The 17,263-nt window shown below is 42.4% G+C and carries 11 protein-coding genes; 6 read left to right on the top strand and 5 right to left on the bottom strand.

Annotation, left to right across the window (positions count from 1 at the left end; translation table 11 throughout):
• Window positions 1-196: 196 nt before the first annotated feature.
• A complete protein-coding gene (locus RMZ41_RS29565; RefSeq protein WP_322644665.1) occupies window positions 197-1,333 on the bottom strand; it encodes an RpoD/SigA family RNA polymerase sigma factor in 1,137 nt (378 codons plus the stop codon).
• Window positions 1,334-2,139: 806 nt separating this feature from the next.
• On the opposite strand from RMZ41_RS29565, the gene priA reads away from it, so the two are divergent.
• On the top strand, window positions 2,140-4,833 hold the full coding sequence (gene priA / locus RMZ41_RS29560) for a primosomal protein N' (RefSeq protein WP_322644666.1): 2,694 nt from the start codon (window positions 2,140-2,142) through the stop codon (window positions 4,831-4,833).
• Window positions 4,834-5,083: 250 nt separating this feature from the next.
• On the opposite strand, the gene RMZ41_RS29555 is transcribed toward priA, so the two are convergent.
• On the bottom strand, window positions 5,084-5,758 hold the full coding sequence (locus RMZ41_RS29555; RefSeq protein ID WP_322644667.1) for a response regulator transcription factor: 675 nt from the start codon (window positions 5,756-5,758) through the stop codon (window positions 5,084-5,086).
• A 75-nt stretch (window positions 5,759-5,833) separates the two neighbouring features.
• Window positions 5,834-6,910, bottom strand: coding sequence for a HAMP domain-containing sensor histidine kinase (locus RMZ41_RS29550; RefSeq protein ID WP_322644668.1), 1,077 nt, complete (start codon window positions 6,908-6,910; stop codon window positions 5,834-5,836).
• 737 nt (window positions 6,911-7,647) lie between these two features.
• Between RMZ41_RS29550 and kdpA the strand changes: the two genes are divergently transcribed.
• The 5 genes from kdpA to RMZ41_RS29525 all read left to right on the top strand — a co-directional run bounded on the left by kdpA (window position 7,648) and on the right by RMZ41_RS29525 (window position 13,966).
• A complete protein-coding gene (gene kdpA, locus RMZ41_RS29545) occupies window positions 7,648-9,333 on the top strand; it encodes a potassium-transporting ATPase subunit KdpA (protein WP_322644669.1) in 1,686 nt (561 codons plus the stop codon).
• A gap of 312 nt (window positions 9,334-9,645) precedes the next feature.
• Window positions 9,646-11,751 carry a potassium-transporting ATPase subunit KdpB gene (gene kdpB / locus RMZ41_RS29540; RefSeq protein ID WP_322644717.1) on the top strand — a complete coding sequence of 702 codons (2,106 nt, stop codon included), beginning with the start codon at window positions 9,646-9,648 and terminating at the stop codon, window positions 11,749-11,751.
• A gap of 100 nt (window positions 11,752-11,851) precedes the next feature.
• Window positions 11,852-12,076 (top strand): hypothetical protein, encoded by a 225-nt coding sequence (locus tag RMZ41_RS29535; RefSeq protein WP_322644670.1) that lies wholly within the window; start codon window positions 11,852-11,854, stop codon window positions 12,074-12,076.
• A 27-nt stretch (window positions 12,077-12,103) separates the two neighbouring features.
• Window positions 12,104-12,706 (top strand): K(+)-transporting ATPase subunit C, encoded by a 603-nt coding sequence (gene kdpC, locus RMZ41_RS29530; RefSeq protein ID WP_322644671.1) that lies wholly within the window; start codon window positions 12,104-12,106, stop codon window positions 12,704-12,706.
• Window positions 12,707-12,808: 102 nt separating this feature from the next.
• Entirely contained in the window at window positions 12,809-13,966 is a 1,158-nt protein-coding gene (locus RMZ41_RS29525) for a universal stress protein (RefSeq protein WP_322644672.1), read from the top strand.
• 4 nt (window positions 13,967-13,970) lie between these two features.
• Here RMZ41_RS29525 and RMZ41_RS29520 read toward each other — a convergent pair whose 3' ends face one another.
• Window positions 13,971-15,467: a carotenoid oxygenase family protein gene (locus RMZ41_RS29520; protein ID WP_322644673.1), complete on the bottom strand. Its 1,497-nt coding sequence runs from the start codon at window positions 15,465-15,467 to the stop codon at window positions 13,971-13,973.
• A 113-nt stretch (window positions 15,468-15,580) separates the two neighbouring features.
• Window positions 15,581-16,996 carry a folate/biopterin family MFS transporter gene (locus RMZ41_RS29515; protein WP_322644674.1) on the bottom strand — a complete coding sequence of 472 codons (1,416 nt, stop codon included), beginning with the start codon at window positions 16,994-16,996 and terminating at the stop codon, window positions 15,581-15,583.
• Window positions 16,997-17,263 lie beyond the last annotated feature (267 nt).

The raw sequence follows: 17,263 nt of genomic DNA, 5'->3' as shown, positions 1-17,263 counted from the left end.
AAGCCGAAAAAAGGTACATAATGCCCCTTTTTTCTAGATGTTCATAGATGAAGCTCAAGGAATATACAGATACAATCTCTCTAAATTAGTTAGGAATGTGGATTTAATAAAAAGCAAAATTTGCACTTTATTTGATCCATATTCGTTAGTGAAACTAGTTAAGTTAAGTATTGCATCTCTATCTTCATCAATGTGACTAAACTAACCAACCTTTTAAGCGTTTGGCTATGTGAGGACGGCGCAATTTCCGCATCGCTTTGCTTTGAATTTGACGCACTCGCTCACGCGAAAGATTGAACATATTGCCAACTTCTTCTAAAGTACAGGGTTCGCTGGTTGTCAAACCATAGCGCAGAGAAATCACATCTTTCTCCCGTGGAGTTAACACATCGCCCAATACTTCCCAAATCTCCTGACGCATCATGTTTTCATTCATTTTTGCTTCTGGAGACAGATTATCTTCATCTTCTAGCAAATCCATCAATTCCGTGTCTTCTTCTTTACCGACGCGGTGGTTGAGAGACAGTGCTTGACGGCGTAGCTGTTGTAGCTGGCGTAGTTGTTGCACGCTAATTTCCAAAGATTCTGCCATTTCTCCTTCGGTAGGATTACGACAGAGTTTTTGTTTGAGTTCTCGTTGAGCTTTTTTCAGCTTGTTAAGCTTTTCAACAATATGAATAGGTAGGCGGATTGTCCGCGCATCATTAGCTATAGCCCTAGTAATGGCTTGTCTAATCCACCAATAGGCGTAGGTAGAAAACTTATAACCCTTATCAGGATCAAACTTTTCTGTAGCGCGATTTAAACCCATTGCACCTTCCTGAATTAAATCCAGAAAAGGTACTCCCCGATTTAGATATCTTTTGGCAATAGAAACTACTAACCTCAAGTTAGAGCGAATCATTTTGCGTTTCGCTACTCTACCTTGATACAAGCGATTTTCTAGTTGCTTTTCGGTCATTTCTAGCTCAGAAGCTACTTCTAGTTTGCTAGGTTCGTATCCCAGTTTTAAGTTTAAAGCAGCTTGTAATTCTCTGATTTCTTCTAGAAACCTAACTCGCCGCGCTAACTCTACTTCTTCATCAGCTTTTAGAAGTGGATAACGTGCCATTTCTTTAAAAAATGCGCCGACGGCATCATCATGCTCGGTTTTATTGTATCCCGAAGGACGGGCTGCGGCCATGTCATCGCCGTCACGTTCATCTGATTCAAGATTTTCTATTACAATTGGAGGTTCTTCATCTGCTACTGCATCTAAAAGATCGAGTGATGGTTCATCAACATCAGCAGTATTCTCCAGTATTTCCATCTTTCCTAATTCAACAATATTCATAGCTTCCTTTAGGGATATGTTGTTTTGCTCGGTACATAATTTAGTTTTAGCTACTCGTTTGAGGCTTGGTAGTTTTCCCTAATGGACGAATGCACCCGTTTATATAGCGGAATAGAAGCTTCTGTTAATTTCTATTCAGTAATTAAAATCTGTATCTACCTACAACCTACGGGTTACAGTTAGATACAACCTATAACGAAACTAACCTTAGCACCCAACAAAACTTTCTTCTCAGGCTTCCAACAGATTATATTCTTCTCTTCATTTTTTTCTTAATTATCAAATATGTCAAACCCTCCTCAAACTTTCTCAACCTAAACAAAGATAAAAATTTCAACCACCCATCCAAATCTCTTAACCTTTCATATATTTTTCTGTTTAGGTATTGGAAGTCACTGGATAAATTCAAAACCTATTTCAAGTTACCCAGATCATACAAATTAGAATAATTGCAGCTTAATTTTGGTACAATCTTACTTGTATAAAAGCATCTCATATACAGAAAGGGTTGAATATCTATCGATAGGCGGAAAAAGGCTACTCCCTATTTAGTAGATAGAGCAACTGTTTCAGCAAGTGCCGACATGCTTTTATTTGTATAGTGGGTACCAAATATTTATTGCATGTATAGTTGATACGAATTTGTCTAGTAGATTACATAAGAGGAAACTTATCAAGTATTATGAAGGATAACAGTATTCAGAAATACTATTTAAATTTAAGAAAGCAAAAAATTAGAGTTTATTTAGCTAGGCTAGTTTTGACCAGCTATGTAAGGAAAATATATAACTACAAAGTCAGCAACTATGTATATTAATGACATAAATTTATCTCCTTTAATGGTGGCCCAAGCTAGTGAATCTTACCAGTTAGGTACAAGTCCTAATAGGTGGGTTGAAGTATTGGTAGACTGTCCAGGAAGTACAGGATTATTTACTTATCGATTACCAGCCCAATTAGAAATAAAACCAGGGGATATTTTGAGCGTGCCATTTGGGGCACAACAATTAGGAGCGATCGCAATTCGGTTACTGGCACAACCAAATATTGATTTAGCACCAGAAAAAATCCGGGAAGTAGAAGATATAGTCAGCGCTGGATTTTTCCCAACTGCTTATTGGGAATTACTCAATCGAGTTGCCGCATATTACTATACGCCTTTGATTCAAGTAATCCGGGTTGCTCTACCGCCAGGGTTGCTGGGGCGATCGCAGCGTCGTATTCGTTTGGTTAGAGGAGAGGGGGCAGGGGGCAGACGGCAGGAGGCAGGGGGCAGGGAGCAGGGGGCAGGGGGCAGGGGGCAGGAGGCAGGGGGCAGGGGGCAGGGGGCAGGGGGAAATAGTTATTTGCTAGCATCTTCTCATCCTTTAGCTTTTTTGACTCCTACTGCGCGGCAAGTTTGGGAACTTTTGCAAGCGCAACCGGCGGGAGACTACAGTTTTGTTTACCTTCAACAAAAAGTCAAATCTGCTTATCGGGGAATTCGGGAGTTGCTGCGATTTGGGTTAGTAGAAAGCTATTTAGAACCGCCACGTCTGACTCGACCAAAGTTGCAAAAAGCAGTCACCCTCACAGGTACAATTGACCAAGAGTTAACTACTCGCCAACGAGAGATTTTGGAAGTGCTGCGGCGGCATAATGGGGAGTTGTGGCAAAATGAATTACTGCAAATTTGTAATGCGAGTTCTTCAATTCTCAAAACTTTGACACAAAAGGGTTACATTGTCATCGAAGAACGGGAAGTATTGCGAACCGAACAGGGGCCAGCATTGGCAGGTGATGGGGCTAAATCTTTAACTACTGCCCAAGCTAGCGCTTTAGAGACAATCCAGACATTAGATGGATTTGCTGAAGTTTTATTGCATGGAGTGACAGGTTCAGGAAAAACCGAAGTATATTTGCAAGCGATCGCACCTCTCATCAATCAAGGTAAATCCGCCCTCGTTTTAGTCCCAGAAATTGGACTTACACCTCAGCTAACCGATCGTTTTCGCGCCCGTTTTGGCAATAAAGTCAGCGTTTATCACAGCGCCCTCTCCGATGGCGAACGTTATGACACTTGGCGGCTTATGCTCACAGGAGAACCTCAAGTTGTCATTGGTACGCGCAGTGCCGTTTTCGCGCCTTTGCCCAATTTGGGTTTAATTATTTTAGACGAAGAACACGACAGCAGCTTTAAGCAAGACTCACCCATACCCACCTATCACGCCCGCACCGTTGCCCAGTGGCGAGCCGAATTAGAAAATTGCCCCTTGGTGTTGGGTTCAGCTACCCCTTCCTTGGAGAGTTGGGTAAGGGTGAGGAGGCAGGGGGTAGGAGGCAGGGGGCAGGGGGCAGGGGGAGAATTTGTAACTCCTCACTCCTCACTCAGCACTCAGCACTCAGCACTCAGCACTCAGCACTCAGCACTCAGCACTCATTACTTAAGTTTGCCCGAACGTGTCAATTCCCGCCCTTTACCGCCTGTGGAAATAGTCGATATGCGGCAAGAGTTGCAGCAGGGGAATCGTTCTATATTTAGTAGATCGCTGCAAGCAGCTTTGCAACAGTTGCAAGAGAGAAAACAACAGGGAATTTTATTTATTCATCGTCGGGGACACAGTACTTTTGTCTCTTGCCGCAGTTGTGGATATGTGTTGGAGTGTCCATACTGTGATGTTTCGCTGGCGTATCACCATACTGAGGAAAAAGCGCCGGAATTATTACGTTGTCATTATTGTAATTATGCGCGATCGCATCCCAAATTCTGCCCCGATTGTAGTTCCCCTTACCTGAAATTCTTTGGTAGCGGTACTCAGCGAGTCACACAGGAATTAGCGCGACAGTTCCCAGAGTTGCGCTTGATTCGTTTTGATAGCGATACCACCCGTAACAAAGGCTCACATCGTACTCTACTCACCCAATTTGCTAACCGCGAAGCAGATTTATTAGTGGGTACGCAAATGCTCACCAAAGGTTTAGATTTACCACAGGTGACACTTGTGGGCGTTGTTGCTGCCGATGGATTGCTAAATTTATCAGATTATCGCGCCAGTGAACGGGCATTTCAAACCTTGACTCAAGTCGCCGGACGTGCCGGGAGAGGCGACGATCCGGGGAGAGTGATTGTACAAACTTACACTACCGAACATCAGGTAATTGCAGCAGTGCGATCGCACGATTATCACTCTTTTTCCCAAGCCGAGTTAGAACAACGGCAAGCCCTCAATTATCCCCCTTATGGGCGGTTAATTTTGTTGCGCTTAAGTAGTCTCGATCCCATTCAAGTGCAAAATACCGCGCAAATTATCGCCACAGCCTTGAGTACAGAAGAAGAATTCGAGATATTAGGCCCAGCACCAGCGAGTATTTTACGGGTAGCTAATCGTTATCGCTGGCAAATATTGATTAAATTTGCCCCAGATGCGTTACCACAATTACCAGATTGGGAACAAGTGCGATCGCTTTGTCCTTCGTCTGTTAGTTTGACAATTGATGTAGATCCATTAAATATTATGTGATTTTACAGGGTAAAAGATTAGACTTCTTGGCATTTGTCGGGAAAAGGGGAAGGGGAAAGGGGGAAAGGTTTGTTATTTTCCCTTTACCCTTTTCCCCTCTCTTGCAAAAAGCACAAATGCCAAGAGGTCTATTGAAAAATCTTGTCTATCTAAAATCAACAAGATTTTGACAAGTTTTGTAGCGCGGTCTAAATCTTTGTTGCAAAATTGAATTACGAATTACGAATTACGAATTACGAATTATTTTAATCTAGTTAATCAACAATTCTGGTGCTACTAATCCTTTTTGGATAGCTAAGACTGCGGCTTGAGTGCGATCGCGTACTTCTAGTTTCTGTAAAATAGCATGAACATGAACCCGCACTGTACCAGGGGCAATGTAGAGAATTTCAGCAATTTCTTGATTGCTTTTGCCAGTTGCTACCAGTGCCAAAATTTCCTGCTCCCGCTTCGTTAAGGGATTTTCTAGGGTTCCCTCAGTTTTTGCAGGTAGCGCCGCATTAGAATTACCCTCAAAAGCTGCTCTAATCTCTGTTGTTGCCGTTTGATCCCACCATGAAGCCCCGGCTGCAACCGATCGCACTGCCAATATCAAAGACTCAGCAGGAATACCTTTCAGACAGTAACCTTGTGCCCCAGCAGCAATTAACCGTGAAATCAGAGGTTTTTCAGAACGAGATGTTAAAACGAGAACTGGTAAATTTGGGTGCTTCTGCTTGATTTGCCGACAAGCTTCAATCCCACCAATACCGGGTAAACCTATATCCATCAAGACCAAATCTAAGGGATAGCGATTTGCTAATTCTACAGCTTGTTCTCCATCTTCTGCTTCTGCGACAATCTCCAAAGTAGTTTCTTGCTGCAACCGCATCCGCAGACCAAGCCGAAACAATTCATCGTCTTCAACGAGTAAGATTTTTGTCATTTGTCATTTGTCATTAGTCAAGGGGCAGAAGTTCTTTAATTTTTAATTTTTAATTTTTAGTTTTTAATTGATTTCTCATCTCCCCGGTGGTGGACAAGCTGGGAGTCTAAAACCAAACAGTGCGCCTCGTGGTGAGCGATTCTCTGCCCAAATTGTACCCCCATGAGCAGCGATAATTTGCCTGGTTAAATAAAGCCCTAGTCCAGATCCTGAGACGTGGCGATCGCTATGTCCTTGATAAAATCTCTCAAATAAATGGGGTAACTCTTCTTCGGTAAAGCCGGAACCAGTATCGAGTATTTTTACCACTTGATCGCTAGAATAACCTTCAAGTACTACTTCTACTTTACCCCCACGGGGGGTATGATTAATACCATTACTTAGGAGATTGGTGAAAACTCGCCCCAGTTGCAAGGAATCGCCATTTACCCAGAGAAAACTCCGAAAATCTGATTCGCCATAGTGCAGAGAAATATAAACCTGCCGGGTTCTTGCTAGTTCAGTCAGGGTAGCGATTACTTCCTCCGCTATGGTTGCCAAGTTAACGGGTGATATCTGTAATTTCAACCCTTCAGCATCATTACGGTATACATCTAACAGGGTTTGGACTAATTGCAGTGTACTCCGATGACTACGAGCCATTGTTTGAAGAACTTTTGCTTGCATTGGCGTGATTTCACCAAATTGCTCGTTTTGAAAATATTTCAGCGTTTCAATTGCTCCTAATAAAGGTGTTTTCAAATCATGGGTTAGGGTAGATACAAAATCTTCACGCATGATAGCTAGTTGTTCTTGGGAGCGTAATTGTGCTTGGGTATAAGCGATCGCTTCTTCATTGCGGTGGTTGCGATCGCTTAACCAACCCGTTACCATCAAAGCCAATACTGCAATCAATCTATTTGCCAACGTTGGGGCATTAATCATTTCTCCGCCTGGGATAAACAAATTTAACAATGTTAATCCTGTGGCTACCAAAGTGATCCCCAATACTGCTTTCCGACTCAATCGAGAATCTGCTACCAAAATCGTTCCTGTGTAGAGGTAGCCAAATACGTACTCAGGTGGTGTCAAATATTCTAAGCCTATTACGATCGCAAAAGCGATCGCTATTAGCCCATAAGTCTCCCGACGCTCATTTATAGCTTCTTTCATAGCCACTAATCGGCTCAATATCATACTAAAAAATCGTTATCTACTATCTTTACAACTATTTAATTCAGCGATTATGATTTATCTGCAATCTATATCTGCAAATATGAACTTGAGTATTGAACGAGGGCCTGGGGATTGGGAACTGGGGACTGGGTAGTTGTCCACAATGGACTGAGTATCTAACACAACCTTCCCATACTGTAATTCCTTTAATAAAATCCTCTTAAATATTTATATTCTTTGAACGTAGCAAACTTCGAGAATGTATTGTATAAACAAATAGTACTAAATAGCGAGATAGATGAATTAAAAGTAAAGATTAAATATTTTTAACAAAAAGTTTAATAAGTATCTGGAAAATAGTATTGAAGAAGAATTCTAATATATGAATAGTATTTGATTGTTGCGAACTTAGGTAAAACTTGAAGAGTCTTCTTTTTTTGCCTATTGCCTCTTAACTGCCGATCGCGCTTCGCGCATTACGCAAATAAATTCAACAATCAAAGCAGACTGCTATATATATTACTAACGTGACTTACGCAATAACTCTCTGAAACTCTTATTACTTTGTGTCCTTTGCGTCCTTCTTTAACGAGACGCTACGCGAATGCGGTTCGTTTTATCATGATTTTGCGTAAGTCCTAACTAAATTCCTCCAAATCAAATACCTCAACAGTTAATCTGTTATTTCTAATAATTGGCTTACTAGCATTTAAATTTTATTAAGCGCGAAATATATGGGACAAGGTTTTTTGCAAATTGGCTTAACACTGTGTATTGTCATAGCAATCACTCCGCTACTCGGTAGATATATAGCTCGTGTATTCTTGGGAGAAAGAACACTGCTTGATTTTCTCATGAATCCTATAGAGCGAAGCATGTTCGTACTAGCGGGTGTTCGCAGAAAAGATGATATGACGGGTTCGCAGTATATCCGGGCTGTAATTTGCAGTAATCTAATTATGGGTATTTCAGTATATTTACTGTTATATTTTCAGAGAATCTTACCCTGGAATCCTAACGGCTTTGGTGCTATCAGTTGGGATGTATTACTGCACACAACCATTTCATTTGTAACGAATACCGACCAGCAGCACTATGCTGGTGAGACAACCTTAAGCTATTTTAGCCAGGTAGCGGCTTTAGGCTTTTTGATGTTCACCTCCGCAGCCACTGGGTTATCTGTGGGAATTGCCTTTATTCGCGGGTTGACGGGTAGAAAACTGGGAAATTTTTATGTCGATCTAGTCCGTGGAATTACGCGCATATTGCTGCCAATTTCGATTATCGGAGCGATCGCTTTGCTTATAACAGGTGTACCACAAACATTAGCGAAGACAATGGATGTGAGAACCTTAGAAGGTGGGACGCAATATCTTGCCAGAGGGCCAGTAGCATCCTTTGAAATGATTAAACTTTTGGGTGAAAACGGCGGTGGCTTTTTTGGCGTAAACTCAGCCCATCCTTTTGAAAATCCTAATGGCGCTTCTAATTTGATAGAAATGATTGCCATGATTTCTATACCAGCAGCCTTGATTTACACTTACGGTATCTTTGCTAACAACATCAAACAAGCTTGGCTACTTTTTTGGATGGTGTTTGTGATTTTTGTCGTTCTGGTGGGAGTGACAGCCGTGGGAGAACTGCAAGGAAATCCCCTGGTTAATAACGCTTTTGGATTAGAACAGCCCAATTTGGAGGGTAAAGAAGTTCGATTTGGCTGGGCACAAACGGCATTTTGGGCAGTTATGACTACTGCTACTATGTCTGGCGCTGTAAATGGGGCGCACGATTCTTTGATGCCGCAAGGAATATTTTCGACTCTTTTCAACTTGTTTATCCAGGTTATCTGGGGTGGGCAGGGAACTGGAACAGCTTACCTATTTATTTACTTAATTCTCACAGTGTTCTTAACTGGACTAATGGCAGGTCGCACCCCAGAGTTTTTAGGACGCAAAATTGAAAAACGGGAAATCGTCCTCGCCAGCGTGGTGTTGTTGATTCACCCAATTCTAGTTTTGATTCCCAGTGCGATCGCTTTGGCTTATCCCATTTCCCTTTCTGGCATTAGCAACTTTGGCTATCACGGTATTTCTCAAGTAGTTTATGAATACGCCTCAGCTGCGGCAAATAATGGTTCCGGCTTAGAAGGGTTGAAGGATAACACCCTGTGGTGGAACTTAAGTACTTTAGTTAGCTTAATAGGAGGACGCTACATTCCGATAATTGCCATCCTGCTGTTAGCTGATGGCATGGCTCGCAAACAACAAGTACAAGAAACCCCTGGTACTCTAAGAACTGATTCTCTAGTATTTACTGGTATAACTGCTGGAGTGACATTAGTTTTAGGGGTGTTGACCTTCTTTCCCGTTCTAGCTTTAGGCCCCATAGCTGAGGGTTTGAAACTAGCATCTGGCAATTAGAAAATTTATGAGTTATAAGTCTGAAATTAAGAGAATACCAAAAAATAAATAACTTATCCGGTTTTATAGGGAAGCCAGTGCTGTAGAACCCAAAAGAAGGTTCCCAACGCTCAATCTCAGAAACGCTACGCGATCGCTATCCATTCTAAAAACTGGCTTGTATTAGCGATCGCGTAACGTGCCCTACAGGTTGGATATATTTTTATTGGAAACTCCCACCTCTTGTACAGACGCGATTCATCGCGTCTCTCCTCCCACCTCTTGTACAGACGCGATTCACCGCGTCTCTCCTCCTAACTTTTAACTTTATTCATAAATCAAGTGGCAACTAACTTCAAAGCTAGACGGCCAAATCCTCGTTCTAGCGATCGCCGCCAAGGACGTAAAAGAGCAAGGACAAGTACGAAGTGGCTGTACTTAAGAGCAATTAGAGATGCTTTTGTCAAGCTCAACCCTAAGTATGCAATCAAAAATCCCGTGATATTTGTGGTTTGGGTGGGGACAATCATCATCCTATTGCTAACCATTGATCCCAACCTATTTGGCCCAGCCTTGCAAAAAAAACCGCAACTTTTCAACGCCTTGTTGTCAGGGATTTTATTTTTTACAGTTTGGTTTGCCAATTTTGCCGAAGCAGTGGCAGAAGGGCGGGGTAAAGCTCAAGCTGATGCTTTGCGATTAACGAAATCAGAGGCGATCGCTAAAAAACTAGCTCCTGACGGTACAATTAGTGAAGTTTCATCCACCAGCCTGAGACAGGGCGATAACATCTACGTCATTGCTGGCGATGTCATTCCCGCCGATGGCGAGGTAATTATGGGTGTCGCCTCAGTAGATGAATCGGCAATTACTGGAGAATCCGCACCAGTATTAAAAGAATCAGGCTCCGACGTTTCCAGTTCCGTCACTGGTGGGACGCGGATTATCTCAGATGAATTAATCATCCGTATCACTACTGATCCAGGCAAAGGCTTTATTGACCGGATGATTGCCTTGGTAGAAGGTGCAGAACGCAGCAAAACACCCAATGAAATTGCCTTGACAGTATTGCTGGCAGTTCTCAGCTTAGTATTTTTGTTAGTTGTAGTAACCTTGCCCGCACTTGCTTACTATGTCAACAGTCCAGTCAGCGTACCAATTTTAATTGCCCTATTAGTAGCATTAATTCCTACAACCATTGGCGGCTTACTCAGTACCATTGGTATTGCTGGCATGGATCGAGTTGCCCAATTTAATGTCATAGCAACTTCAGGACGAGCAGTTGAAGCTTGTGGTGATGTCAACACTTTAGTTCTCGATAAGACAGGTACAATTACCCTGGGCAACCGTTTGGCGGAAGAGTTTATCCCCATTGACGGTCATTCAATGTCAGAAATTGCTAACGTTGCGTGGGCGGCTAGTATCTTTGATAATACACCAGAAGGTAAATCTATTGTCCGACTGGCAGAGATGCTAGGCGCAAGGTTTGATTTCGACTCCAACCAGGCGGAAGGAATTGATTTTTCAGCCAAAACTCGGATGAGTGGGACTAACTTACCTGGTGGTTATGAGGCGAGGAAGGGAGCAGTAGAAGCCATTAAAGGATTTGTCCGTTCTCGCAACGGACGCAATACGCCAGAATTAGATTCTGCCTACGAACGAGTTTCTCGTCTGGGAGGTACACCTTTAGCAGTTAGCCTAGATAACGAAATCTATGGGGTTGTTTATCTCAAAGATATAGTTAAACCTGGTATCCGCGATCGCTTCCTTGCACTGCGACGGATGGGAGTGCGTACTATCATGCTAACTGGAGACAACCAAATTACAGCTTCTGTCATTGCTAAAGAAGCAGGTGTTGATGACTTCATTGCCGAAGCCACACCAGAAGACAAAATCAACGTCATTAAAAAGGAACAAGCCGCAGGAAAACTAGTTGCGATGACGGGAGATGGAACTAACGATGCTCCCGCATTAGCTCAAGCTAACGTCGGCGTTGCCATGAATACAGGAACGCAAGCTGCAAAAGAAGCCGCCAACATGGTGGATTTAGACTCCGATCCCACAAAGCTGATCGATATCATTAGCATTGGTAAACAATTGTTGATTACTCGCGGGGCTTTGATGACATTTTCCATCGCTAATGATATTGCTAAATACTTTGCAATTATCCCAGTCATATTTGTCGCTGCAAATTTGCAAAGTCTAAATATTATGAATTTGACTAGCCCTAATTCTGCTGTACTATCAGCACTGATTTATAATGCTTTGATTATTCCCGCTTTGATTCCCTTGGCATTGAAGGGTGTGCGGTTTAGACCACTAACAGCTAATCAGCTAGTCCAACGCAATATCTTAATTTATGGCTTAGGTGGGGTAATCGCGCCGTTTATCGCCATTAAGTTGATAGACGTACTGATTACACTTGTGGGTTTGGCTTAAGAAAGCAAAAGTACAGACGCTATGAAACAAGCGCATCTTCACCAAAGTAAAATCATAAACATTTTTACTTTTACCTGTTGAGAGAGGAAACCAAAAGAATATGAATAAACAGGTCGATGTTTGGGAGAAGTTTCTGTCGATAGATGTGATAAAGGCTATATCCTTTGTTTGGTTGCAATGGCGTGAACATCACCTAACACTCGCTATTTTTATCCTGCTGTGCTTGAATGTGGTAATTGCCACAGCTATTTATGCTGTTGCTAACAGCATCTTTGAATTTCGTTTTGATTGGGTAAAAGAATTAAAATTAAAACTTAAAACTTAAATTTTAGTAGTAATTGGAAAACTTTTTATGACTATTATTCGAGAAACTATCAGAGCAATTTTTATAACTTTAATGCTTTGGTTGTTAACTGCAATCATCTATCCTCTGATCATCCTGGTAGTGGGTCAAGTTTTTTTACCCTATCAAGCCAATGGCAGCATTGTGCTGAATCTTAAAAATGAACCAATTGGTTCGGCTTTGATTGGTCAAGCATTCACATCTGAGCGATATTTCCATCCTCGTCCTAGTACTGTTAGATATAGTCAGGGCAAAAAAGCCAAGCCAACCGGTATATCTGGAGCCAGTAATCTCGCTGCTAGTAATCCAGAACTACTTAAGCGGATTCTAGAAGAGGCAAATCAATTGCGAGATGAAAATCTTCAACCGATTGCTGATATGATTTATACGTCTGCTTCTGGTTTAGATCCGCATATTTCTTTCAAAGCAGCACGGCAGCAATTGACGCGGGTTGCTGGTGCGCGGGGAGTAAGAGAAGATGAGATCCTACGTTTAATTAATAAGTATACTGATGGCAGATTTCTATGGATTTTTGGCGAACCGGGAGTCAATGTTCTGAGATTGAATTATGCTCTTGACTTGCAAGATTTTAATCGTCAGCAAAATCAATAATTGGGAATTGGGAATTGGGCATTGGGAATTGGGAGGACAATAATAACTCTTAACTCAGCACTCATCACTCAGCACTCGATTGCGATAGATACCAAGAATGAAATGTCAGAGAATAGTAATACTGGTTCGATTGGTACTGCACCTTTAAATTCTGGAAGTTACTCGCTTTATCCGGCACGACGGCGCGGTAAGCATAAAATATTTATTGGTATGGCTCCTGGGGTAGGCAAAACTTATCGGATGCTGGAAGAGGGACATGCCCTTAAACACGAAGGAATTGATGTCGTAGTTGGGCTTTTGGAAACCCACGGACGCAAGGACACGGAGGAGAAGGCAGAGGGACTGGAGATTTTACCCCGTAAGCAATATCCTCGCGGTGATTTGACGCTAACGGATATGGATACAGATGCTATTTTAAAGCGATCGCCCCAATTAGCCTTAATTGATGAACTTGCCCATACCAATGTCCCTGGTTCCCCACGCGAAAAACGCTACGAAGATGTAGAAGTAGTTTTGGCAGCAGGTATTGATGTCTACTCCACAATGAATGTGCAACATTTGGAAAGTCTCAATGACTTAGTAGCTAGAATTACCGGAGTGATAGTCCGTGAGCGAGTTCCTGACAGGATTCTGGATGAAGCAGATGAAGTAGTGGTAGTGGATGTCACACCAGAAACCCTGCAAGAACGCTTATTAGAAGGGAAAATTTACGCACCTCAAAAAATCCAACAATCCCTAGATAACTTTTTCCAACGCCGTAACCTGATTGCTTTGCGAGAGTTGGCTTTGCGAGAAGTTGCAGACAACGTTGAAGGAAATGCGATCGCAACTACCCCCAACGGACAATTTTGTAATATTCACGAGCGGGTTTTGGTTTGCATATCCACCTATCCCAACTCAGTGCAGCTGTTACGCCGGGGTGCGAGGATAGCTAACTATATGAATGCACCGATTTATACTTTATTCGTTGCCGATCCAGAACGCTTCCTTACCAAGGAGGAAAGCCTACACATCCACACTTGTGAGAAACTTTGTAACGAATTTGAAGGTACTTTTCTTCGTGTTACCAACAGTAACGTAGCCAATGCGATCGCTGAAGTTGCCGAAAAATATCGGATTACCCAAATTGTAATTGGAGAGAGTCAGCGATCGCGCTGGCAAATGTTCCTCAAGGGATCGTTAACCCAAAAATTGGTGCGCTTGCTCAAAAATATCGATTTGCATATCATTGCCAGTGAAAAAATGGTTTCACCCAAATAAGGGATCAAATTTCCCCAAAAACCTCAGAAGTAAAGCTCCCATGTAGACCATAAGGAATATGATGCTTGAGATGTAGCCGCGCGATCGCTCCTTTAGAGAAATCACTAGCATCTAAAATTACCAAATCTGACCGGTGATGGGCAGCATCATAAACCAAAGCTAATACCCAACCATCATCTTCTTTTTCGGAACCTGGGCGCGGGACAAAAATCGGTTCACCGACAAAACCACGGGGTGCAGCACTCCAAAGTTGTTTTTCTCCAGACTCTAAATCAATTTTCAGCAAAGCTTGTAAGGGAGCATTACCAGTTTCTGCATGAGCCGCACCTATATATAGATATCGATAAGGGTGTCCGACATTCGCCGGATGGATGCTAGGAAATTCACAACAGCGACTATCGATTAATTCTTGCCGTACTGTTCCATCCTTTAGATTCAGACAAAATCGCCAGAGTTGTCCAGGTGAAGACGCTTCAAAATCAACTTGTCGAAAATCGCTTTTGGGTTCCACTTCTGGTAAATCTTGGTAGCAAATAGAGTCAATCAAAACTTCGTCTCTTACCTCAAAAGCATTAACGTGGTGGAAGACGAAACCCGACTGAGTTTCCAGAATTTTTATCTCTTCTTGCCCTTCTTTAGGGAAGCGGGGAATAATTATGATTTGAGTTGGCTGATTTGGCTGAAATTTGATACATTCTCCCGCCGCACGTATTCCCAAGGCGAAAGGTATGGGATTAAAGGTGACAGGATTTTGAAAGAAGATGCAGTAATTGGGAGTAATAACAAAATCGTGAATGAAACAGAAACCTGGAACCTGATGAGCGTGCTGTCTAACAATTTCACCCGCTGGGTTTAGCTCGAAAATAGTAATGGTGGTAGATAATCCCGGCTTAATCGAGAAATTTACCAGGCAAGGTTTACCCCCATCTTCCTCACAATTATTTTCCACGCGGGGATGAGCAGCGAAAGCTGCACCTGCTGACAAAGCACCATTAAAATATTCATTTCCCAAAGTTTCAAGAGTGTAGGGATCGAGGCGATATGCTTCAGAAGCTTCCCACAGTGCTAGCAGTTTACCACCCCAATAGATAACATTTGTATTAGCAATATTTTTGAGTTTGAAATCAAAGATATTAGCTAGCCAACCGCCGGGTTTTTGAGTACCAAAAGTACCGCGATAAAGGATTTTTCCCGCTTTTTGCTCTGCCAAATACCCACTTGTACGGACAAAGCGGTTACGAAAATGGGCACGACCATTAGTAAAGGTAATTTTGCTAATCATCCCATCCCCATCAAACGGGTGATGAAGATATTGACCATTCACATCCAACAAACCGGGGCCATTTCTAAACAGCGTACCTTGTAACTCTGTAGGGATTTGCCCTTCTATATCATCAATCCAATAATCAAACTCTTGGGTGAGAGATTCATATCCCCCCTGCCAGTCTGCACGAGTGTAGGATTTTTCTGTAACTAGGCTTTCTTGATTTTTCAAATGCATATACTTTGTCTTCTATTGTTACTTTGCACGAAAATATGTAACCGCTAAGACTTTTTTTGCAACTTCGCTGCAACGGGGAGGCAGCGTACTGACTCGACTTTGAATTTATTGCACTATTCCACTATTTTTGACTCTGGTTCTCTCAGTACCAACTCAGACATCAAATCAGGCAAAAACTCTTTTTCCCCATCTTTGGATGTCTCAGTTTGCTCTTCAGCAGCAGGTAGCCAATTTATAAATGGTAGAGGTAACAGCGTACTAAGGTTAGTAATGACCACCAATAGCCAAAGTGACTCAAAATTAGTTGCAGTAATTCCCAGCCAATAGGTGAGTAATGCCCCCAATGCTTGGGAAACCGTTCCTGCTGAATTAAATACCGACATCAATAAGGCAAATAACGTTGCTTCCACTCCAGAGGGACAAAGCCTTGCTGCTAGAACCATCACTTGCATAAAGGCAATTTTCCCCATCACAGTGAGAATAAGGCTATCACCCAAACTAAACCAGTGGTCATCTATACCCAATAGCCTGTTTGTGTGAGTCACTAACAACAGCGTCGTCATCCCTAAAAGTGACGAGAGTACAGTACTCCAAGCAAAAATTACGCGAAAAGGGATACTTTTAAGGAAACGTTGAAAAATCCAAACACCTGCTAAAGAAGCGAAACTTGTCACCAAGTTTACCCGCCCCAAAAATTCTGGTTCAAAGTGTAATTCGTTCGTAGAGAAGTAGAAAAAGGCTGATTCAGCATTTGGGGTCGCTTGCCAGATGAAGACAAAGGCCGTTGGTAGCCAAATTGTTTTTTGGGTAATGGCTTGGCGTAGCTGTTTTAGTTGATGTTTGATTGGTAAAGGGTTGGTGTGATTACTTTCGTTAGTATCTTTGCTAACGGGGGACTCAGCAATTAACCAAGCTACCCCTGAGACGATGAGAGGGAATAAGGCGGTAATTCCAAAGACAGTACGGGTAGTAAAGTATTGGAGCAACAAACCACTAAAGTATGCTGTTATTAAACCTCCGATCGCAGAAGCACCCCAACATAAAGATTGTAGCGAACCAGCTTTTGCTTGCGATTCGCCTCTGGCACGTTCCACAACCAGCGAGTCAACTATGACATCACTCATAGCGACACTAAGAGAACCAAGAGCGATCGCTAATGTAGCTGCCCAGCTAGTATGAACTATTGTGGCTAAACTCATCCAGGAAGCAGTTCCCAATATCCCGGATAAAATCAAGTAAGGACGACGACGATAGCCAAATATGGGCAAGCCATCAGAGATAAAGCCAAACACTGGCTTAATCATCCAAGGTAAAAAGACAATTCCCAATAGCGCCGACACCTCGACTGGACTCAGCAGCAGTTCATCTTTGAGGAAAAAGCTTACGGCTAGACGCGATAGCCCTAAAATTCCTTGGACAAAGTAAACGGTGAGAATTGCAATTAACTCCGCATTGGGTTCATTACCCAAGAACATTTTTTGTGTTAATGAGTCTTTGAGCTTGGACAAGCCAGATGATTGAAGCACCATTCGATAAATATTTTTTAAATTTTATCTACTTTTCTATCATATCGATTCTTAAAACCTGGGTTTTAGGATTAGCTCTATCCCAAGTTCAGCCTGTAGACTGGGTAATACCGATATCTCTAGGCTGAAAGCGATAAGCAGCACAGATTTTGTCAACCTTTCTCCAAGTGTTTTAGAGCAGTTGATCATAAAACAATACAGTTCAGATAAGACCAAAACACTTGTAGAGACGGCGATTTATCGCGTCTCGAAAACCAAAATTTTTGATCA

The organism is Nostoc sp. DedVER02 (assembly GCF_034530675.2).
Lineage (GTDB): Bacteria > Cyanobacteriota > Cyanobacteriia > Cyanobacteriales > Nostocaceae > Nostoc.
Note: the sequence above shows the minus strand (reverse complement) of the source record. Positions and strands in the feature narration are given on the sequence as shown.